20 protein-coding genes are annotated in these 18094 nt (G+C 72.7%); 9 read left to right on the forward strand and 11 right to left on the reverse strand.

The genetic code is table 11. The annotated features are described in order from the left end of the window. The first annotated feature begins 26 nt into the window (after positions 1-26). From ACFVGW_RS07290 to ACFVGW_RS07310, 5 genes are read left to right on the forward strand one after another with little or no spacing between them, the layout of a single operon-like run. A complete protein-coding gene (locus ACFVGW_RS07290; RefSeq protein ID WP_385851161.1) occupies positions 27-788 on the forward strand; it encodes an enoyl-CoA hydratase family protein in 762 nt (253 codons plus the stop codon). Beyond that, a complete protein-coding gene (locus ACFVGW_RS07295; protein WP_385851162.1) occupies positions 785-1630 on the forward strand; it encodes a CoA transferase subunit A in 846 nt (281 codons plus the stop codon). Before ACFVGW_RS07290 ends, ACFVGW_RS07295 begins: the two co-directional genes overlap by 4 nt. Next, entirely contained in the window at positions 1627-2373 is a 747-nt protein-coding gene (locus ACFVGW_RS07300) for a CoA-transferase subunit beta (RefSeq protein ID WP_385851163.1), read from the forward strand. The genes ACFVGW_RS07295 and ACFVGW_RS07300 overlap by 4 nt, the downstream gene beginning before the upstream one ends. Then, the gene (locus ACFVGW_RS07305; RefSeq protein ID WP_385851164.1) at positions 2373-3422 is read left to right on the forward strand and encodes an NAD(P)H-dependent flavin oxidoreductase; all 1050 of its coding nucleotides are present in this window, start codon (positions 2373-2375) and stop codon (positions 3420-3422) included. The genes ACFVGW_RS07300 and ACFVGW_RS07305 overlap by 1 nt, the downstream gene beginning before the upstream one ends. Before the next feature lie 29 nt (positions 3423-3451). Further along, positions 3452-4348 carry a tyrosine-protein phosphatase gene (locus ACFVGW_RS07310; RefSeq protein WP_385851165.1) on the forward strand — a complete coding sequence of 299 codons (897 nt, stop codon included), beginning with the start codon at positions 3452-3454 and terminating at the stop codon, positions 4346-4348. Here ACFVGW_RS07310 and ACFVGW_RS07315 read toward each other — a convergent pair. The 6 genes from ACFVGW_RS07315 to ACFVGW_RS07340 form a co-directional block, all read right to left on the reverse strand. Further along, positions 4345-6000: a DEAD/DEAH box helicase gene (locus ACFVGW_RS07315; protein WP_385851166.1), complete on the reverse strand. Its 1656-nt coding sequence runs from the start codon at positions 5998-6000 to the stop codon at positions 4345-4347. The genes ACFVGW_RS07310 and ACFVGW_RS07315 overlap by 4 nt on opposite strands. An 89-nt stretch (positions 6001-6089) precedes the next feature. Next, on the reverse strand, positions 6090-6293 hold the full coding sequence (locus ACFVGW_RS07320) for a cold-shock protein (RefSeq protein WP_005318814.1): 204 nt from the start codon (positions 6291-6293) through the stop codon (positions 6090-6092). Between the two features lie 219 nt (positions 6294-6512). Further along, the gene (locus ACFVGW_RS07325; protein ID WP_383221257.1) at positions 6513-7670 is read right to left on the reverse strand and encodes an acetyl-CoA C-acetyltransferase; all 1158 of its coding nucleotides are present in this window, start codon (positions 7668-7670) and stop codon (positions 6513-6515) included. An 18-nt stretch (positions 7671-7688) separates the two neighbouring features. Beyond that, positions 7689-8318 carry a TetR/AcrR family transcriptional regulator gene (locus ACFVGW_RS07330; RefSeq protein WP_385851167.1) on the reverse strand — a complete coding sequence of 210 codons (630 nt, stop codon included), beginning with the start codon at positions 8316-8318 and terminating at the stop codon, positions 7689-7691. 15 nt (positions 8319-8333) lie between these two features. Further along, complete coding sequence (locus tag ACFVGW_RS07335) at positions 8334-9140, reverse strand: SDR family oxidoreductase (RefSeq protein ID WP_385851168.1); 807 nt, start codon at positions 9138-9140, stop codon at positions 8334-8336. Beyond that, entirely contained in the window at positions 9137-10273 is a 1137-nt protein-coding gene (locus ACFVGW_RS07340) for an acyl-CoA dehydrogenase family protein (RefSeq protein WP_385851311.1), read from the reverse strand. Before ACFVGW_RS07340 ends, ACFVGW_RS07335 begins: the two co-directional genes overlap by 4 nt. A 56-nt stretch (positions 10274-10329) precedes the next feature. On the opposite strand from ACFVGW_RS07340, the gene ACFVGW_RS07345 reads away from it, so the two are divergent. Continuing rightward, a complete protein-coding gene (locus ACFVGW_RS07345) occupies positions 10330-11505 on the forward strand; it encodes an acyl-CoA dehydrogenase family protein (RefSeq protein ID WP_385851169.1) in 1176 nt (391 codons plus the stop codon). After that, entirely contained in the window at positions 11505-12509 is a 1005-nt protein-coding gene (locus ACFVGW_RS07350; protein WP_385851170.1) for an acyl-CoA dehydrogenase family protein, read from the forward strand. The genes ACFVGW_RS07345 and ACFVGW_RS07350 overlap by 1 nt, the downstream gene beginning before the upstream one ends. Here ACFVGW_RS07350 and ACFVGW_RS07355 read toward each other — a convergent pair. The 5 genes from ACFVGW_RS07355 to ACFVGW_RS07375 form a co-directional block, all read right to left on the reverse strand. Next, complete coding sequence (locus ACFVGW_RS07355; RefSeq protein ID WP_385851171.1) at positions 12504-13019, reverse strand: pyridoxamine 5'-phosphate oxidase family protein; 516 nt, start codon at positions 13017-13019, stop codon at positions 12504-12506. The genes ACFVGW_RS07350 and ACFVGW_RS07355 overlap by 6 nt on opposite strands. 108 nt (positions 13020-13127) lie before the next feature. Beyond that, positions 13128-13502, reverse strand: coding sequence for a VOC family protein (locus ACFVGW_RS07360; RefSeq protein WP_383292765.1), 375 nt, complete (start codon positions 13500-13502; stop codon positions 13128-13130). A gap of 70 nt (positions 13503-13572) precedes the next feature. Continuing rightward, the gene (locus ACFVGW_RS07365) at positions 13573-14292 is read right to left on the reverse strand and encodes a vWA domain-containing protein (protein ID WP_385851172.1); all 720 of its coding nucleotides are present in this window, start codon (positions 14290-14292) and stop codon (positions 13573-13575) included. A 139-nt stretch (positions 14293-14431) separates the two neighbouring features. Further along, on the reverse strand, positions 14432-15310 hold the full coding sequence (locus tag ACFVGW_RS07370; RefSeq protein WP_385851173.1) for an alpha/beta fold hydrolase: 879 nt from the start codon (positions 15308-15310) through the stop codon (positions 14432-14434). Further along, a complete protein-coding gene (locus ACFVGW_RS07375; RefSeq protein WP_385851174.1) occupies positions 15310-15912 on the reverse strand; it encodes a PadR family transcriptional regulator in 603 nt (200 codons plus the stop codon). Before ACFVGW_RS07375 ends, ACFVGW_RS07370 begins: the two co-directional genes overlap by 1 nt. A gap of 79 nt (positions 15913-15991) precedes the next feature. Between ACFVGW_RS07375 and ACFVGW_RS07380 the strand changes: the two genes are divergently transcribed. Both ACFVGW_RS07380 and ACFVGW_RS07385 read left to right on the forward strand, forming a co-directional pair. Further along, positions 15992-17122: an LLM class flavin-dependent oxidoreductase gene (locus ACFVGW_RS07380; RefSeq protein ID WP_385851175.1), complete on the forward strand. Its 1131-nt coding sequence runs from the start codon at positions 15992-15994 to the stop codon at positions 17120-17122. After that, positions 17119-18000, forward strand: coding sequence for an alpha/beta hydrolase (locus tag ACFVGW_RS07385; RefSeq protein WP_385851176.1), 882 nt, complete (start codon positions 17119-17121; stop codon positions 17998-18000). The genes ACFVGW_RS07380 and ACFVGW_RS07385 overlap by 4 nt, the downstream gene beginning before the upstream one ends. Positions 18001-18094 lie beyond the last annotated feature (94 nt).

The raw sequence follows: 18094 nt of genomic DNA on the forward strand, positions 1-18094 counted from the left end.
TTGGTGGAAAGGTAGCTGATCCGCTCATGGGTGTCTCCACCACAAGCCCGGGCAAGGGCATCGCACAGGTCACCGTCGACTTCCCACCGGTCAACGCCCTTCCCGTGCGGGGCTGGTACGACCTCGCCGACGCCGTCCGCGCGGCCGGCCGGGACCCGGGGACCCGCTGCGTCGTCCTCGCCGCCGCGGGCCGCGGATTCAACGCCGGGGTCGACATCAAGGAGATGCAGCGCGACGCCGGGCACGGCAGTCTCATCGGCGCCAACCACGGCTGCGCGCAGGCGTTCGCGGCGGTGTACGAGTGCGAGGTGCCGGTCGTGGCCGCGGTCGGCGGCTTCTGCCTGGGCGGCGGCATCGGACTCGTCGGCAACGCGGACGTGATCGTCGCCTCCGAGGACGCCACCTTCGGACTGCCCGAACTCGACCGGGGCGCGCTCGGCGCCGCCACCCACCTGGCACGGCTCGTCCCCCAGCATCTGATGCGCGCCCTGTACTACACCTCGCGCACCGCCACCGCCGCCGAACTGCACGCCCACGGCTCGGTCTGGAAGGTCGTGCCGCGCGAAGAGCTGCTCGACGCGGCGCTGGAGCTGGCGGCCGAGATCGCCCGGAAGGACGGGTATCTGATCCGGCTCGCCAAGGCCGCCATCAACGGCATCGACCCGGTGGACGTGCGCCGCAGCTACCGCTTCGAGCAGGGCTTCACCTTCGAGGCGAACCTCAGCGGGGTCGCCGACCGCGTGCGCGACACCTTCGGCAAGGACGAGGCCAAGGAGAGTTCCCCGTGACCGACAAGACCATGACACCCGACGAGGTGGTGGGCCGGCTCCGCTCCGGCATGACGATCGGCATCGGCGGCTGGGGCTCGCGCCGCAAGCCGATGGCCCTGGTCAGAGCGGTGCTCCGGTCCGAGATCACCGATCTCACGGTGATCTCCTACGGTGGCCCCGACGTGGGTCTGCTGGCCGCGGCGGGCCGGATCCGCCGCCTGGTGGCCGCCTTCACCACCCTGGACTCCATCCCCCTCGAACCGCACTTCCGGGCCGCCCGCGAGCGCGGCGACTTCGCGATGACCGAGCTGGACGAGGCGATGTTCATGTGGGGCCTGCACGCCGCCGCCAACCGGCTGCCCTTCATGCCCGTCCGGGCCGGGCTCGGCTCGGACGTGATGACGGTCAACCCCGAGCTGCGCACCATCACCTCGCCCTACGACGACGGCGAGACGTTCGTCGCCGTGCCCGCCCTGCGCATGGACGCCGCCTTCGTCCACCTCAACCGCGCCGACCGGCTCGGCAACGGCCAGTACCTGGGCCCCGACCCGTACTTCGACGACCTCTTCTGCGAGGCCGCCGACACCGCGTACGTCTCCTGCGAACGGATCGTCGAGCGGTTCGGCCCCGGCACCGCCCCGCAGTCCCTGCTCGTCAGCCGGCACAGCGTCACCGGCGTGGTCGAGACCCCGAACGGCGCCCACTTCACCTCCTGCGCCCCCGACCACGACCGCGACGAGCCCTTCCAGAGGCTGTACGCGACCACCCCCTGGCCCGAGTTCGCCGAGCGCTTCCTCTCCGGCAAGAGCGAGGACGACTACCAGCAGGCCGTACGGACCTGGCACGAGGAGCAGCGATGACCGGCCCGACCCCTCTCCCCCCGCCCACCCGCGCCGAGTACTGCGTCCTCGCCTGCGCCGAGGCCTGGCGGGACGGCGGCGAGGTGCTCGCCGCCGCCATGGCACCCGTCTCCTCCTTCGGCGCCCGGCTCGCCAAGCGCTCCTTCGCCCCCGAGCTGCTGCTGACCGACGGCGAGGCGATGCTCGTGGGCCTCGACGGGGAGGTCGAGGGCTGGCTGCCGTACCGCCGCCATCTGACGATGGTCACCGGCGGCAAGAGGCACGTGATGATGGGCGCGAGCCAGATCGACCGGTACGGCAACCAGAACATCTCCTGCATCGGAGACTGGTCCCGGCCCTCCCGGCAACTCCTCGGCGTACGCGGAGCGCCGGTCAACACCCTGAACAATCCGGTGAGTTACTGGGTCCCGAAGCACTCCCCGAGGGTCTTTGTCGAGCGCGTGGACATGGTCAGCGGCGTCGGTCACGACCGCGCGGCCGCCGCCGGCGTGGGCCGCTTCCACCGGATCCCCCGGGTCGTCTCCGACCTCGGTGTCTTCGACTTCGAGACGCCCGACCGCTCGATGCGGCTCGCCTCCCTGCACCCGGGCGTCACCGTGGACCAGGTCCGGCAGGCCACCGGCTTCGGCCTCGCGATCGGCGACGACGTGCCGTACACCCGCGAACCGACCGCCGAGGAGCTGCGGCTGATCCGCGAGGTCATCGACCCCCACGGGATGCGGGACCGGGAGGTCCGGGTCTGATGGAGACGGCGCTCACCAGGCTGACCGGCGTACGCCACCCGATCGTCCAGACCGGCATGGGCTGGGTCGCGGGTCCGCGCCTGGTCACGGCCACGGCCGAGGCGGGCGCCCTCGGCATCCTCGCCTCCGCGACGATGACGGTCGAGGAGCTGCGGTCCGCGGTCCGCGAGGTGAAGTCCCGTACGGACCGGCCGTTCGGGGTCAATCTGCGCGCGGACGCGGGCGACGCCGGCGAACGGGTCCGGATCATCATCGAGGAGGGCGTGCGGGTCGCCTCCTTCGCGCTCGCCCCGTCCCGTGAGCTGATCGCGGAGCTGAAGGACGCGGACGTGGTCGTCATCCCCTCGATCGGGGCCCGGCGGCACGCCGAGAAGGTCGCGGCCTGGGGCGCGGACGCGGTGATCGTGCAGGGCGGGGAGGGCGGCGGGCACACCGGCGAGGTGGCCACGACGGTCCTGCTGCCGCAGGTCGTCGACGCGGTCGGCATCCCGGTGATCGCCGCGGGCGGATTCCACGACGGCCGCGGCCTGGTGGCCGCGCTCTCCTACGGGGCCGCGGGCATCGCCATGGGCACGCGCTTCCTCCTCACCTCCGACTCCACCGTCCCCGACGCCGTCAAGGCGAAGTACCTCGCGGCGACGGTCAGGGACGTGACGGTGACCACCGCCGTCGACGGACTGCCGCACCGGATGCTCCGTACGGAGATGGTCGCCACGCTCGAACGGGCGGGCCGTGTACGGGCGTTGGCGCAAGCGGTCCGGCGCGCGGCGGGCTTCCGCGGGATCTCGGGGCTCTCCTGGTCGCGGATGGTCCGCGACGGTCTCGCGATGAGACACGGCAAGGACCTGTCGTGGAGCCAGGTCCTGCTCGCCGCGAACACTCCCATGCTCCTCAGAGCGTCCATGGTCGAGGGCCGCACCGACCTCGGTGTCATGGCGTCCGGACAGGTCGCGGGAGTCATCGAGGACCTCCCGAGCTGCGAGGAACTCGTCCTGCGGGTCATGTCCGAGGCCGAGCACGTGCTCCGCACCCTGCCATCACCAGGGTGAAACCCTCATCCTCCCACGGGAGTTCCGCCATGCCACTGTCGAGACGCGCACTGCTGAGCACCGCCACCGCCGCGGCCTTCGCGGCGGCCACCGCCCCGGCCGTCGCCGCGCCCCGGAGCCGGCCGCGCGCCGCGGCCGTCCGCCGCATCCCGCTCCAGGGCGCGGTCAACGTACGCGACCTGGGCGGCTATCTCACCTACACGGGCGACCGGGTCCGGCACGGTCTGGTCTACCGCGCCGACGCGCTGAGCAAGCTGACCGACGCCGATGTGACGGCCCTCGCCGGGCTGCGCCTGGGGCGGGTCGTCGACTTCCGGATCCCTCTGGAGGTCCAGTACGACGGCGCGGACCGGCTCCCGTCCGGGCTCGTCGCGGTGTCGCGGCAGGTCACCGACAACGGTCTCTTCGGGCAGCTGCTCGCGGCGATCGGCTCCCGCGACCCGGTCCGCCAGGAGCAGATGCTCGGCGGCGGCCGGGCGGCCGCGTTCATGCACGAGGTGTACCGCAGCTTCGTCACGAGCGCGGCGAACCGCGCCCAGCTCGGCCTCACCCTCCGCGAGCTGGCCGGCCTCGGCTCCACACCGTCGCTGTACCACTGCACCTCGGGCAAGGACCGCACGGGCTGGACGAGTTACCTGCTCCTGACGGCCCTGGGCGTGCCGGAGCAGACGGCCGTCGGCGACTACCTGGCCTCGAACACCTTCCGGGCCGCGTACGACGCGAAGGTGCGGGAGGGCCTGAAGCAGGGCGGCCTGATGCAGAACCCGGACCTGATCATCCCTCTCCAGGAGGTGCGGACCGAGTATCTGAGGACCGCGCTCGACGAGGTGAGGAAGGGGTACGGCAGCCTGTTCCGCTACCTCACCGACGGGCTGGGCCTGGAGCTGGGCACGCTGGCCGGGCTCCAGGACCGCCTCGTCGACTAGCTCTGCGCCGCGGCTCCGCCGCCCCGGCGGCCGCCACGGCCGCCGCCGGTCCCGGAGCCGGAACCGCCGGCGCTGCGGGTGCGGGTGGACGCGCCACCCGTACGCGCACCGCCGGTACCGCTTCCGGTACGCGCACCGGCCGTGCCGCTTCCGGTGCGCGAGCCGGCCGTGCCCGTACGGGTGCCGGCGCCCGAGCGGGCACGGCCGCCGCCACCACCGCGGCGGGAACGCTGGCCGCCCGTGCGGGGCTGCGCGGGCTGGGCCGGCTGCGGGACCTCGATGACGACCGGGACGCCCGAGGGCTCGCGGGCGCCGGTGAGGCGGGTGAGTTCCTCGTCGCTGGACTTGATCTGCGCCGTACGCGGGCTGATGCCGGCGTTCGACATCAGGCGTCCCATGTCGCGCTTCTGCTCGGGCAGGACGAGGGTGACGACGCTGCCGGACTCGCCGGCCCGGGCGGTGCGGCCGCCGCGGTGCAGATAGTCCTTGTGGTCGATCGGCGGGTCGACGTTCACGACCAGGTCGAGGTCGTCGACGTGGATGCCGCGGGCCGCCACGTTGGTCGCCACGAGCGCGGTGACCTGGCCGTTCTTGAACTGGTCCAGGGTGCGGTTGCGCTGCGGCTGCGAGCGGCCGCCGTGCAGGCCGGAGGCCCGTACGCCACTGGCGAGCAGCCGCTTGACCAGCCGGTCCACGGCACGCTTGGTGTCCAGGAAGAGGATCGTCCGGCCGTCGCGGGCGGCGATCTTCAGCGTGACGGCCTTCTTGTCGGTCTCGTCGGCGATGTAGAGCAGGTGGTGCTCCATCGTCGTGACGGCACCGGCGGACGGGTCGACGGAGTGCACCACCGGGTCGTCGAGGAACATCTTCACGAGCCGGTCGATGTTCTGGTCCAGGGTGGCCGAGAACAGCATCCGCTGGCCGTCGGGCTCGACCTGCTTGAGCAGCGCGGTGACCTGCGGCATGAAGCCCATGTCGGCCATCTGGTCGGCCTCGTCCAGGACCGTGATCGCGACCTGGTCGAGCCGGCAGTCGCCCCGCTCGATGAGGTCCTTCAGCCGGCCGGGGGTGGCGACGAGGACCTCGGCGCCACGGCGCAGGGAGTTGGCCTGCTTGGTGATCGACAGACCGCCGACGACGGTCGCGAGCCGCAGCTGGACCGAGGTGGCGTACGGGGAGAGGGCGTCGGTGACCTGCTGGGCGAGCTCGCGCGTGGGCACCAGGACCAGGGCGAGCGGGGCCTTGGGCTCGGCGCGGCGGCCCGCGGTGCGGGCGAGCAGGGCGAGGCCGAAGGCGAGGGTCTTGCCGGAGCCGGTGCGGCCGCGGCCGAGGATGTCCCGGCCGGCGAGCGAGTTCGGGAGGGTCGCGCCCTGGATCGGGAAGGGCTCGGTCACGCCCTGGGCGTTCAGCGTCTTGACCAGGGCCGCGGGCATGTCGAGGGCGTCGAAGGACTCGACGGAGGGGAGCGCGGGCGTCAGCGTCTCGGGCAGGGTGAACTCACGCGGCGGCGGAGGCGTGGCGGGGCCACGGCCGCGGCCGGCGCCCTTGGCCTTGGCCCGGGGGGCGGCGGCGGAGCCACGGCGGGTATTTCCGGACGGGTTTCCGGAGCGGGATTCCGCGGCCCGGCGGGGCCGCCTTTCGGAGCGGGTCATGGGAAATGCCTTCCTGGCCTGAGCACAGCACAAGCCGGGACCCGCACCTGCGCGGTGCGGGCCCCGGCTGCGAGAAACGCGTCCGGCAATTAGGCCGGGAGGATGTTCTCCGCCTGCGGGCCCTTCTGGCCCTGCGTGACGTCGAAGGTGACCTTCTGGCCTTCCTGCAGCTCACGGAAGCCGGAGGTCGCGATGTTGGAGTAGTGGGCGAAGACGTCGGCGCCGCCGCCGTCCTGCTCGATGAAGCCGAAGCCCTTTTCCGAGTTGAACCACTTCACGGTTCCGGTAGCCATAATTTTCTCCTGAATAGGTAAGGGTCCCATCCCGGAGAGTCCGGAAAACAAAATCGCGCCTGAGGAACATTCCCGTCAGGCGCACATAAAGTTCATGGGTACCAACTAGCAACACAGGAACCTTAGCACGCCGCCCCACCCGGAGGGCGGGACGGCGACGAGCGTCACACCGGGGGCGGTACGGAGATCAGAGCTCGGCCGGACGGCGCGTGCCGGGCCTCAGAGCCGCTCGATGACCGTCACGTTGGCCTGGCCCCCGCCTTCGCACATCGTCTGCAGGCCGAAGCGGCCCCCCGTGCGTTCCAGTTCGTGGAGCAGCGTCGTCATCAGTTTCACGCCCGTCGCGCCCAGAGGGTGGCCCAGGGCGATCGCGCCGCCGTTGACGTTCACCCGCTCCGGGTCGGCGCCCGTCTCCTTCAGCCAGGCGAGGACGACCGGGGCGAAGGCCTCGTTGATCTCGACGAGGTCCATGTCGTCGATGGTCATGCCCGCCTTCTTCAGGGCGTACGCGGTGGCCGGGATCGGGGCCGAGAGCATCCGGATCGGGTCCTCGCCCCGCACCGAGAGGTGGTGGACCCGGGCGCGCGGGGTGAGGCCGTGTTCCCGTACGGCCCGCTCGCTCGCCAGGAGCATCGCCGCGGCGCCGTCGGAGACCTGGGAGGAGCAGGCCGCCGTGATCGTGCCGCCCTCGATCACGGGCTTCAGGCCGGCCATCTTCTCCAGGGTGGTGTCCCGGCGCGGGCCCTCGTCCACGGTCACGTCCCCGTAGGCGACGGTCTCCCGCGCGAAGCGGCCCTCGTCGATCGCGCGCAGTGCCCGCTCGTGCGACCGCAGGGCGAATTCCTCCTGGTCACGGCGGGTGATGCCCCACTTCTTCGCGATCAGCTCGGCGCCGTGGAACTGGTTGACGGGCGCGTCGCCGTACCGGGCGCGCCAGCCCTCGGAGCCCGCGTAGGGGCCCTCGCTCAGGCCGAGGGGCTCCGCGGCCTGCCGGGAGGCGAAGGCGATCGGGACCATCGACATGTTCTGGGTGCCGCCGGCCACGACCAGGTCCTGCGTGCCGGAGAGCACGCCCTGCGCCGCGAAGTGCACGGCCTGCTGCGAGGAGCCGCACTGGCGGTCGATCGTGACGCCGGGGACCTCCTCGGGGAGGCCCGCCGCCAGCCATGCCGTACGGGCGATGTCCCCGGCCTGGGGGCCCACGGTGTCGAGGCAGCCGAAGACGACGTCCTCGACGGCGGAGGGGTCGACGCCCGAGCGGGCGACGAGGGCCTTCAGGACGTGCGCGCCGAGGTCCGCCGGGTGGGCGGAGGCCAGGCCTCCCTTGCGACGGCCCACCGGGGTGCGGACCGCTTCGACGATGTAGGCCTCGGCCATGACAACTCCTCCAGACGGCTAGGGGCGTACGGCGATTCCGTCCAGGACCATCGACAGGTACTGGCGGGCGATCTCGTCCGGGCTGTGCTGTCCGCCCGGGCGGTACCAGGACGCGGCGACCCAGACGGTGTCGCGCACGAACCGGTAGGTGAGCCGGATGTCGAGGTCGGCGCGGAAGGCCCCGGCCTCGACCCCGCGCTCCAGCGTGCCCAGCCACGCCTTCTCGAACTTCTGCTGCGAGTCCGAGAGGTAGTGGAAGCGGGGCTGGTCGGTGAGGTGCCTGGACTCCTTCTGGTAGATCGCGACGGCGGCGCGGTGCCGGTCGATCTCCCGGAAGGACTCGGTGACGAGGGCCTCGATGGTCTCCCTGGGGCCGAGTCCGGCGGCGAGGACGGCGTCGTACCCCTCCCACAGCTCGGTCAGGAAGGTGGAGAGGATCTCGTCGAGCATCGATTCCTTGGAATCGAAGTGGTAGTAGAGGCTGCCGGCGAGCATGCCGGCGGCGTCGGCGATCTTCCGTACGGTCGTGGCGTTGTACCCCTGGGCGGCGAACACCTCGGCCGCGGTGTCCAGGAGTTCCCTGCGCCGCTCGGGCGAGGCGCTCACCGGGGGCTTCTTCTTGCTGTTGCTGCTGACGGTCTTCGGCACACGTCCATTCTGGTCCTAGGCGTGCTGACTGCTGACCGAGACGGTCTCGCCGGTCATGTAGGAGGAGTACGCGCCGGTGAGGAAGACGATGACGTTGGCGACCTCCCAGGGCTCGGCGTACCGCCCGAAGGCCTCGGCCGCGGTGAGTTCGGCGAGCAGCTCGGCGGAGGTGACCTTGACGAGGTGGGGGTGCATGGCGAGGGACGGGGCGACGGCGTTGACGCGGACGCCGTACGGCGCCGCTTCGACGGCGGCGCAGCGGGTGAGGGCCATGACGCCGGCCTTGGCGGCGGCGTAGTGGGCCTGGCCCGCCTGGGCGCGCCAGCCGACGACGGAGGCGTTGTTGACGATCACACCGCCGTGCTCGGCCTCCGCGAAGTGGCGCAGGGCGGCGCGGGTGCAGCGGAAGGTGCCGTTCAGGGTGACGTCCAGGACGCGGCTCCACTGGGCGTCGGTCATGTCGACGAGTGCGGCGGTGCCGCCGAGCCCGGCGTTGTTGACGACGGCGTCGAGCCGGCCGTGGAGCCGTACGGCGGTGTCGAAGAGGGCCTGGACCTGGGCCTCGTCGGTGACGTCGCAGGGCAGCGCGTCGACGTGGTCCGCGCCGAACTCTGCGGCGAGGGCGGCCTCGGTCTCCTTGAGCCGGCGGGCGTGTGCGTCGCTGATCAGGACCCTGGCTCCCTCCTCCAGGAAACGCCGGGCGGTGGCCCCGCCGATGCCCGCGCCGGCGGCGGCGGTGATGACGGCGGTACGGCCGGTGAGGAGCCCGTGCCCGGGCACGTACGGAGGCGGAGTGGCGGGTGGGGTGACGGGTGGGGTCATGGGCGCGGCTCCTTGGGGAGGCCGAGCACCCGCTCGGCGATGAGGTTGCGCTGGATCTCGCTGGATCCGGCGTAGATCGTGTCGGCGCGGGAGAAGAGGAAGAGCCGCTGCCACTCGTCGAGTTCGTACGGTTCGGCGGCGACGACCGTGGCGGCGGCGCCGCAGACGTCCATGGCCAGCTCGCCGAGGTCGCGGTGCCAGTGCGACCAGTACAGCTTGGCCGTCGAGGGGTCGGTGCCGCGCCGGGCACTCGCGCGCATGGCCTGGAGTCCGGTCCAGGCCCGGGTGAGCCGGTCCCGGATCAGCGGGTCGGCGAGGGCGCCGTTGCGCCGGGCGAGCGCGATGAGGCCTTCCAGCTCGCGGCGGAATCCGACCTGCTGGCCGAGGGTGGAGACGCCGCGTTCGTAGCCGAGGGTGGCCATGGCGATGCGCCAGCCGTCGCCGGGGGCGCCGACGACGTTCGCGGCGGCGGTCCGCGCGCCGTCGAAGTAGACCTCGTTGAACTCGCTGGTGCCGGTGAGCTGGACGATCGGCCGGATCTCCACGCCCGGCCCGTCCAGGGGAACGAGGAGGTAGGAGAGTCCGGCGTGGCGCCGGGAGCCGGGCTCGGTGCGGGCGACGACGAAGCACCACTGGGACTCGTGGGCGAGCGAGGTCCAGATCTTCTGTCCGTCGATCACCCATTCGTCGCCCTCGCGGACGGCGCGGGTACGGACGGCGGCGAGGTCGGATCCGGCGCCGGGTTCGCTGTAGCCCTGGCACCAGAGCTCCTCGACGGCACGGATCGGGGGCAGGAAACGGGCTTTCTGCTCCTCGGTTCCGTGGTCGATGAGGGTGGGGCCGAGGAGCTGTTCGCCGATGTGGTTGACGCGGGCGGGGGCGTCGGCGAGGGCGTACTCCTCGTGGAAGGCGATCTGCTCCTCGATGCTCGCCCCGCGCCCGCCGTACTCCGTGGGCCAGCCGATGCAGGTCCAGCCGTGGGCTGCCAAGTGGCGTTCCCAGGCGAGGCGTTCGGGGAACGCCTCGTGTTCGCGGCCTGGGCCGCCGAGTCCCTTGAGAGCGGCGAACTCGCCCCCGAGACGGTCCCGCAGCCAGGCGCGTATCTCGGCGCGGAACTCCTCGACGCTGCTCATGGCGCTGCTCATGGCCGTACGTTAACCTACCAAACACTTGTTAGGGAAGGAGCCCGATGGACCCGTCCTGCAGCGCCGAGGAGGACGCCTTCCGCGCGGAGGCCCGGGAGTGGCTGCGGGCCCACGTGCCCGCCGAGCCGCTGCCCTCCCTGGAGACCGAGGAGGGCTTCGCCGCGCACCGCGCCTGGGAGGCCGAGCTGGCCGGCGGCCGCTGGTCGGTCGTCTCCTGGCCCGAGCGGTACGGCGGCCGGGACGCCGACATCTTCCGGTGGCTGGTCTTCGAGGAGGAGTACTACGCGGCGGGGGCACCCGGCCGGGTCACGCAGAACGGCATCAGCCTCCTCGCCCCGACCCTCTTCGACCACGCCACGGAGGAGCAGCGGGCCCGCGTGCTGCCGTCGATGGCGACCGGCGAGGTCGTCTGGGCGCAGGCCTGGTCGGAGCCGGAGTCCGGCTCCGACCTGGCCTCCCTGACCTCGCGCGCGGTACGGACGCCGGGCGGCTGGCTGCTGTCCGGGCAGAAGACCTGGTCCTCGCGCGCGGCCTTCGCCGACCGGGCGTTCGGCATCTTCCGTACCGACCCGCAGACGGACCCCGCACGGCCGCACCGGGGGCTGACGTATCTGATGTTCGACCTGCGGGCGCCGGGGGTGACGGTCCGCCCGATCGGGCGGCTCGACGGGAAGCCGGCGTTCGCCGAGCTCTTCCTCGACGAGGTCTTCGTGCCGGACGAGGACGTGATCGGGGAGCCCGGCCAGGGCTGGCGGATCGCGATGTCCACGACCGGCAACGAACGCGGGCTGATGCTCCGCTCCCCCGGCCGTTTCCTCGCCGCCGCCGACCGGCTCGTGCGGCTCTGGCGCGAGGGCGAGGAGGATTCGGGGCCGCTCGACGCCGGGCCCCGCGACCCGGGGCTGCGCGACCGGGTCGCCGACGCGGTGATCGGGGCCCGGGCGTACCAGCTCTTCACGGCGGGCGCCGCCGCACGGTTCGCGGCAGGGGCGACGATCGGGGCGGAGTCGAGCCTGAACAAGGTCTTCTGGTCGGAGTACGACATCGCGCTGCACGAGACGGCGCTCGATCTGCTGGGCGACGAGGCGGAGTCGGCGGACGGCGCGTGGGGCGAGGGGTACGTCTTCTCCCTCGCGGGCCCGATCTACGCCGGCACGAACGAGATCCAGCGCGACATCATCGCCGAGCGGCTGCTCGGCCTGCCGAAGGGGCGGCGCTGATGCGGATCCTGGCGACGGAGGAGCAGCGCGCCTTCGCGCGCTCGCTGGACGCGATGCTGACGGCGGCGGCGACGCCGACGGCGGTACGGGCCTGGGCGGCGGACGATCCGTCCCCGGGCCGCGCCCTGTGGTCCCGCCTCGCGGAGGCGGGCGTCTTCGCGCTCGCGGTACCGGAGCCGTACGAGGGCGTGGGTCCGCTGCCGGTCGAACTGGTCACGGCGTTCGTGGAGTTGGGCCGGCACGGGGTGCCCGGCCCGGTGGTCGAGACGGTGGCGGCCTCGGCGCTGCTCGCGGAGCTGGCGCGGCGGGGCGCCGACGGTCCCGCGAAGCGCCTGCTCCCGGGGATCGCCGCGGGCGGGACGATCGCGACGCTGGCGACGGACGCGCCGCCCGCCCCGCCCCGGGGCGCCGCCCTGGACGCGGACCGCGCCGACCTGGTCCTCGTCGTCGAGGCGGACGTGCTCCGGATCGCCCACGGCCACGAGGGCGTACGCGTCTCCGCAGATCCCGCGCGCCGGTTCGCCCGGCCCGCGCCCGGCGGGGAGGTGCTGGCCGCGGGGCCCGCCGTCACCGCCGCCGTCGCGCACGCCCGGGACTGGGCCGTGCTGGCGACCGCCGCCCAGGCGCTCGGCGTCGGCCTGACGCTGCTCGACCGGACCGTGGCGTACGCGAAGCAGCGCCGGCAGTTCGGCACGGAGATCGGCTCCTTCCAGGCGGTCAAGCACCGGCTGGCCGACACCCTGATCGCGCTGGAGTTCGCCCGCCCCCTGGTCGTCGGAGCGGCGCTCACCTTCGCGGGCACCGATCTCGCGGCCGCCAAGGTCACGGCCGGCGAGGCCGCCTACACCGCCGCCCGGACGGCCCTGCAGATCCATGGCGCCGTCGGCTACACCGAGGAGCTCGACCTCTCCCTCTGGCTCCGCAAGGCCCGGCCGCTCAGGGACGCCTGGGGCACACCGTCCTGGTGCCGGGCCCGTGTCCTCGGCGCGTACGGCGGCTCATGACGCTTCGAGCGGCGGGCTGTCGTCCGTACCGCGCCGGATCGTCCGCACCCTTCGCCCCGGCGACCAGGTGCGGACGACCAGGTCGTCGCCCTCGACGACGGTGCGGACCACCTCCGTCACCTCCACCCGGAAGACATGGAACGGCAGCGGCATGCCCACGGCCTGCGCGTACCGCTCCAGCCCGGCCGGATCGGTGACCTCGACGGCACGGCCGGAGATCCGGACGTCGCCGCCGCCCATGTCCGTCCCCGAGCCCGGGTTGGCGAGGAGCGCGAACCGGCCGTCGCGACGGAGATCGAGCGCCTTGCGGGAGTTCGGCATCATGCCGAGCCAGAGCTCGTCCCAGCGGAAGTCGGCCTCGATGCCGCTGAGCCGCGGCGAGCCGTCCTTCCGTACGGTGGCGAGCGCGTGGTGGGTGTACTGCCCGAAGCGTTCGCGGACGGTCGTGGCGAATGCGGGCTCGGCGGCCTCGAAGGCCGCCCAGGTGCTTGCGGTTCCGGTGTCTCCCATGACTCCAGGAAACACCGGATTCCCGACACCTTCTGTCTGGATTACTCCGCGGTCCGGATCACTCGCCGTCCGGACCGGGACGACGGCGGCCCCGACCTCCGGATCCGGCTACTCCCCGCGCTCGGCGGCCGACCGCTCCACGCAGAACTCGTTGCCCTCGGGGTCGGCCAGCGTGGCCCAGCCCGTACCGTCCGCGTTCCGGTGGTCGCCGACCATCGTGGCGCCGACGGCCAGCAGCCGCTCGACCTCCGCGTCCCTGCTGCGGTCCTCCGGCCGCAGGTCCAGATGGACCCGGTTCTTGACCGTCTTCCCCTCGGGCACCTGGACGAAGAGCAGATCCGCCGCCGCGGAGTGGACCAGCGCCTCGGGGTCACCGGGTGCGTCCTCGTCGGAGACCTTTCCGTCCAGGACCTCGGCCCAGAAGGTCGCCAGACCGTACGCGTCGGAGCAGTCGAACGTCACGTGTCGCACAAGAGATGCCATGCTGCCACTATCGCCCGGTCAACACCGCGCGAACCAGCGGGTTTTCCGCGGTTCCCGGGCTGCCGGCGCCTCACGGGCGGACGATGGCGGCGGCCCGGGCCGAGGAGAGCCAGGCGGGGAACTCGGAGACGAGCCGGTCGTACAGCTCGGCGTCCGGGACCCTGCGCGGGTCCGTCCCGGCGTGGAAGAACCCGGCGTTGTCGACGAGCCGCCTTTCCGGTACGGCCAGCTCGTCGAGCTTGCGCAGGAATTCGAACTGCCGGCTGCCGGGGTCGCCGAAGCCGATGAACTGCCAGAAGAGCGGCAGCTTCGCCGCCTTGCAGACGTACCGCTCGGCGGCCAGTTTGTTGATCGGTCCGCCGTCGGTCTGGAAGACGACGAGCGCGGGCGCGGTGGCGCCGCTGTCGAGGTAGTGGTCGATGACCGCGTCCATCGCCAGGTGGTAGCTGGTCTTGCCCATGTGGCCGAGCCCGGCGACGATCCGGTCGATCCGCCCCTGGTGGTCGGCGAGTTCGATGTCGGTCTCGGCGTCGATGTCGGTGGAGAAGAAGACCACGGGCACCCGCCCGTCGTCGTCCAGGTTGGCCGAGAGACCCAGCACCCGGTCGGCCAGCGCCTGGACACTGCCGTCCTTGTAGTACGGCTTCATCGAGCCCGAGTAGTCGAGTACGAGATAGACGGCGACGCGCTGCCCGTCCAGGCCGTGCTTGCGCAGGGAGACCCCCGCCGACTTGTAGAGACTCACCAGCGCCGGTGCGGTCTCCTCGACCTTGCGCAGACTCAGTGCCATGGACGGCTCCCCTCCCCAGGACCCGCGCGGACCGCTGCCGCGCGGACTCCTCCCGCATGGACTCCCGAGCGTACGTGATCAGCCCCGCGGCGCCGCACGTGTTCCAGGGGCCGGTGTCACCGGTCACCCGTCGCGGCCGTCACCGGTGCCCCGTCGCGGCGAGGATCAGCGAGGCGACGCGGTCCGGAGCCTCCAGCGGGGGCCAGTGGCCGACGTCGGCCAGGGCGTGGAGCGCCGCGTCCGGCATGCGCTCGGCGATCCGCTCGGCGATGTGGGCCCCCGAAATGGGGTCCAGCAGGCCCCAGACGAACGCCTTGGGCAGGTCGCCGGTCTCCATGGCCCCGACCCAGCGGTCGCGGTGCGCGGTCCGGTCGTCGATGTACCGGATCAGGAGATGGGCGTTGCGGTGGCCGTCGTCACGGCTGAGGCCCTGCCACATCGCGGCCACGTCGGCGCTCGCGTCGTACCCCTCGGCGAACGTCGGGGCGAGGGCGGCGGCGAGGAGTTCGGCGCTCAGGGATGCGCTGAGCTGCGGGCCGAGCTCGGGGTCGAGCAGCGCGGACTGGGCCGGTTCCGGCCGGTGGAGTTCGGGGTAGATGCCGCCGTTCAGCAGCGTCAGGCTCGTGATCTCGCTCTTCGACGCCCCCTCGGCGCGGCGCGCGACGAGTTCCTGGGCCACGGTGGTGCCGTAGTCGTGGGCCACGAGATGCGTCGAGCGCACCGCTTCGTGCTGCCACAACGCGGCCACCAGGTCGGCCTGTTCGTGGATCGAGTACGTGTGGCCGGCCGGCTTCTCGCTCGCGCCGAAGCCGAGGAAGTCCGGCATGAGGAGGGTGTGGCGGGCGGCGAGAGCGGGTGCCGCCCGTGCCCAGTCGTGCGACGAGCTGGGGAACCCGTGGAGGAGCGTCATCACGGGTCCGCTGCCGGCCCGGCGGACGAACACCTCACGCGGGGCGCCGGAGACGGTGAGCGTGATCCGCTCGCCCTCGGCCCACCACTGCTCGGTCTCTGTCGTCATCACAGTCTCCTCTTCCGCAGGTCCTCGATGTCCGCGAGCATGGCGTCCGCCAGATCGCGCTCGGCGGCGTAGTACCGCTCGGCCCAGGTGAGGGTGAGCATGGGGTACTCCCAGGCCTCCTCGTCCTTCGCGCCCTCCACGTCGGCCTCCGCGCGCAGGCGCATCGACTCGGCGAACTCCCGGTGCCGGGCGAGGACGTCACGCATCTGCCCGGGTTCGAGGAGATGCCCGAGCCAGAGCCTGAGCATGGGGCCGTGCTTGAGCACCGGCGGGTCGACGGCCGCGGTGCGGGCCCAGGTACGGACGGCGGTCATCCCCTCGTCCGTGATCCGGTAGACCCGCTTGTCACGGCTCCCGGTCTCCTGGGCGACCGTCCGCGAGGTGGCGAAGCCGGCCTGCTCCAGGCGCTTCAGCTCGCTGTAGATCTGGCTGAACGACGGGCTCCAGTAGAAGAAGCGCAGCGACTGGTCGGCCCACTTCTTGAGGTCGTAGCCGGACAGCTCCCGACCGAAGGAGAGCAGTCCGAGCACCGCCCAACTGGTCGCCGGGAACCGGGGGTTCTCCGGCTCTCCACTCCGCTCCGCCGTCGTCTCGTCCGCCACGGACCGAAGTCTACGACTCCCTTCCGCACCGCACCTATGCCTGCTAGAAGTATTTCTATTCGGCATAGAGGAGTTCACCGTGAAGTTCTCCATGATCTTCGAGGCCCAGCTCGTCGACCCGACCCCCGAACGTGAACGCCAGGTCATCCACGACTGCGTCGAACAGGCCGTCCACGCGGAGAAGATGGGCTTCGACCGCGTCTGGGCCGTCGAACACCACTCCCTCACCCAGTACGCGCACATGAGCGCGTCCGAGGTCTTCCTCTCCTGGGTCGCCGCCCGCACCGAGCGCATCCGGATCGGCCACGGCGTCGTCACCATGCCGTTCGGCTACCAGCACCCGGTACGGGTGGCCGAGCGCGCCGCCATGCTCGACGTCCTCAGCGGCGGCCGGGTGGACATCGGCGCGGGCCGGGGAGCGACCCGCCAGGAGATGCGCATGTACGGCGTGCGCCAGGAGGACACGTATCCGCAGATGGAGGAGGCCCTGCGGATCTTCTCCGGAGCCTGGCGCGAGGAGCGGTTCGAGTGGCACGGATCGATCGACATCGGCCCGGGTGCCGTCCTCCCCCGCCCCGTGCAGGACCCGCACCCGCCGCTCTTCATGGCGTGCTCGAAGCACGACACCCTCAGGCTCGCCGCCGAACTCGGCATCGGAGCACTGGTGCTGGGGTTCGCGGGCGCGGACGACGTCCGTGCGATGCGGAAGGTGTACGACGACGCCATCGCCGTCCGCGACGGCTCGCGGCTCGTCTCCACCGAGGTCAACGACCACTTCTCGGCACTCTGCCCCACGGTCGTCCTGGACGACGCGGAGCGCGCGTTGCGCCTCGGCACGCGCGGCCAGCGTTTCTTCGCCGAGTCGATCGCCCACTGGTACGGCGGCGCCCCGGCCCCCACCGGCTACGCCGAGGACGACGACCACACGGCCGCCCTCGAACGGCGCCGCGAGGAGCTGGTCGCCCGGCTCCACGAGGCGAACGTCCCGGCCCGCCCGGTCGACACCGGCCCGTACAACCCCGACCACGCCTACGGGGACGCCGACACCGCGATCGCCTACGTCGAGCGGCTGCGCGAGATCGGTGTGGACGAGGTGATGTGCCTGATCCAGATGGGCACGGTCCCGCAGGAGGTCTGCATGGAGACCATCCGGCAGTGGGGCGAACGGGTCATCCCGCACTTCCGCGCGCGGGAAGGGGCGGCCCGGTGACCGACCCCCTGACACCGGCGGCCCGGGCGCTCTGCGAGGCGATGTCGGCGGCCTTCCCGCCCCCGGGCTCGCCCCGGGCACTGCGGGCGGCGGCCCGGGCGGGCGTACGGGACGCCCCGCCACGGCACGAGACGACGGCGAACGGCGTCCGCGTACGCCTGTACGGCGCCGGGCCGGGTCCCGGGCCCGGCTCCCGGCCCGTCGTGGTCTTCGCCCATGGCGGGGGGTGGGTGCTGTGCGACCTCGACACGCACGACGGGCTCTGCCGTGAACTGGCGGTCCTGGCAGGGGTCCCGGTGGTCTCCGTGGACTACCGGCGCGCCCCCGAGCACCGCTTCCCGGCCGCCGAGGACGATGTGTACGCGGTCCTGGAGTGGGCCGCCGCCCGGTACGGAGGCCCCCTGATCCTGGCGGGCGACTCCAGCGGCGCCAACCTCGCGGCGGGCGCGGCCCTGCGCGCCCGGGACGGGGGCGGCCCACCGGTCGCGGGCCAGCTCCTCTTCTACCCGGCCCTCGACCACCGGCTCGACTCCGTCTCGGCGGAGGCGTACGCCGAGGGCTTCTTCCACACCACGGCCCACATGCGCTGGTACTGGGAGCAGTACGTGGGCCCGGCCGGCGACCCGGTCGCCGCCTCCCCCGGCCTCGCGGCCGACCTCACCGGCCTTCCCCCGACCCTCGTGGTCCTCGCGGACTGCGACCCCCTCCGGGACGAGGGCCTGGCCTACGCCCGCCGGCTCTCCTCGGCGGGGGTCCGCGCCGAAGTGCGGCTGCACACCGGGACGTTCCACGGCTTCCTGGGGGCGCGCGGCGTACTGCCGGAGGCGGACGCGGCCCTGGCGGGCGCCGCGGGCTGGCTCGCCGGCCTGTGCGGATAGGCCGGCCGTCGTCCCGGGCGGGCCCCGGCTCCGCAGGGCGTCGGCGTGGGCGGCGAGCGCGGGGAGCGCGGCCCGCCGGGGCGTCCGGGGAACG

The organism is Streptomyces sp. NPDC127129 (assembly GCF_042671585.1).
Classification (GTDB): domain Bacteria; phylum Actinomycetota; class Actinomycetes; order Streptomycetales; family Streptomycetaceae; genus Streptomyces.

Bases quoted from the DNA above. Each gene is read 5' to 3' on its own strand.
- ACFVGW_RS07290 (WP_385851161.1), top strand. From the start codon at position 27: ATGGGTGTCTCCACCACAAGCCCGGGCAAGGGCATCGCACAGGTCACC.
- ACFVGW_RS07300 (WP_385851163.1), top strand. From the start codon at position 1,627: ATGACCGGCCCGACCCCTCTCCCCCCGCCCACCCGCGCCGAGTACTGC.
- ACFVGW_RS07305 (WP_385851164.1), top strand. From the start codon at position 2,373: ATGGAGACGGCGCTCACCAGGCTGACCGGCGTACGCCACCCGATCGTC.
- ACFVGW_RS07310 (WP_385851165.1), top strand. From the start codon at position 3,452: ATGCCACTGTCGAGACGCGCACTGCTGAGCACCGCCACCGCCGCGGCC.
- ACFVGW_RS07315 (WP_385851166.1), bottom strand. From the start codon at position 6,000: ATGACCCGCTCCGAAAGGCGGCCCCGCCGGGCCGCGGAATCCCGCTCC.
- ACFVGW_RS07320 (WP_005318814.1), bottom strand. From the start codon at position 6,293: ATGGCTACCGGAACCGTGAAGTGGTTCAACTCGGAAAAGGGCTTCGGC.
- ACFVGW_RS07325 (WP_383221257.1), bottom strand. From the start codon at position 7,670: ATGGCCGAGGCCTACATCGTCGAAGCGGTCCGCACCCCGGTGGGCCGT.
- ACFVGW_RS07335 (WP_385851168.1), bottom strand. From the start codon at position 9,140: ATGACCCCACCCGTCACCCCACCCGCCACTCCGCCTCCGTACGTGCCC.
- ACFVGW_RS07340 (WP_385851311.1), bottom strand. From the start codon at position 10,273: ATGAGCAGCGTCGAGGAGTTCCGCGCCGAGATACGCGCCTGGCTGCGG.
- ACFVGW_RS07345 (WP_385851169.1), top strand. From the start codon at position 10,330: ATGGACCCGTCCTGCAGCGCCGAGGAGGACGCCTTCCGCGCGGAGGCC.
- ACFVGW_RS07350 (WP_385851170.1), top strand. From the start codon at position 11,505: ATGCGGATCCTGGCGACGGAGGAGCAGCGCGCCTTCGCGCGCTCGCTG.
- ACFVGW_RS07355 (WP_385851171.1), bottom strand. From the start codon at position 13,019: ATGGGAGACACCGGAACCGCAAGCACCTGGGCGGCCTTCGAGGCCGCC.
- ACFVGW_RS07360 (WP_383292765.1), bottom strand. From the start codon at position 13,502: ATGGCATCTCTTGTGCGACACGTGACGTTCGACTGCTCCGACGCGTAC.
- ACFVGW_RS07365 (WP_385851172.1), bottom strand. From the start codon at position 14,292: ATGGCACTGAGTCTGCGCAAGGTCGAGGAGACCGCACCGGCGCTGGTG.
- ACFVGW_RS07370 (WP_385851173.1), bottom strand. From the start codon at position 15,310: ATGACGACAGAGACCGAGCAGTGGTGGGCCGAGGGCGAGCGGATCACG.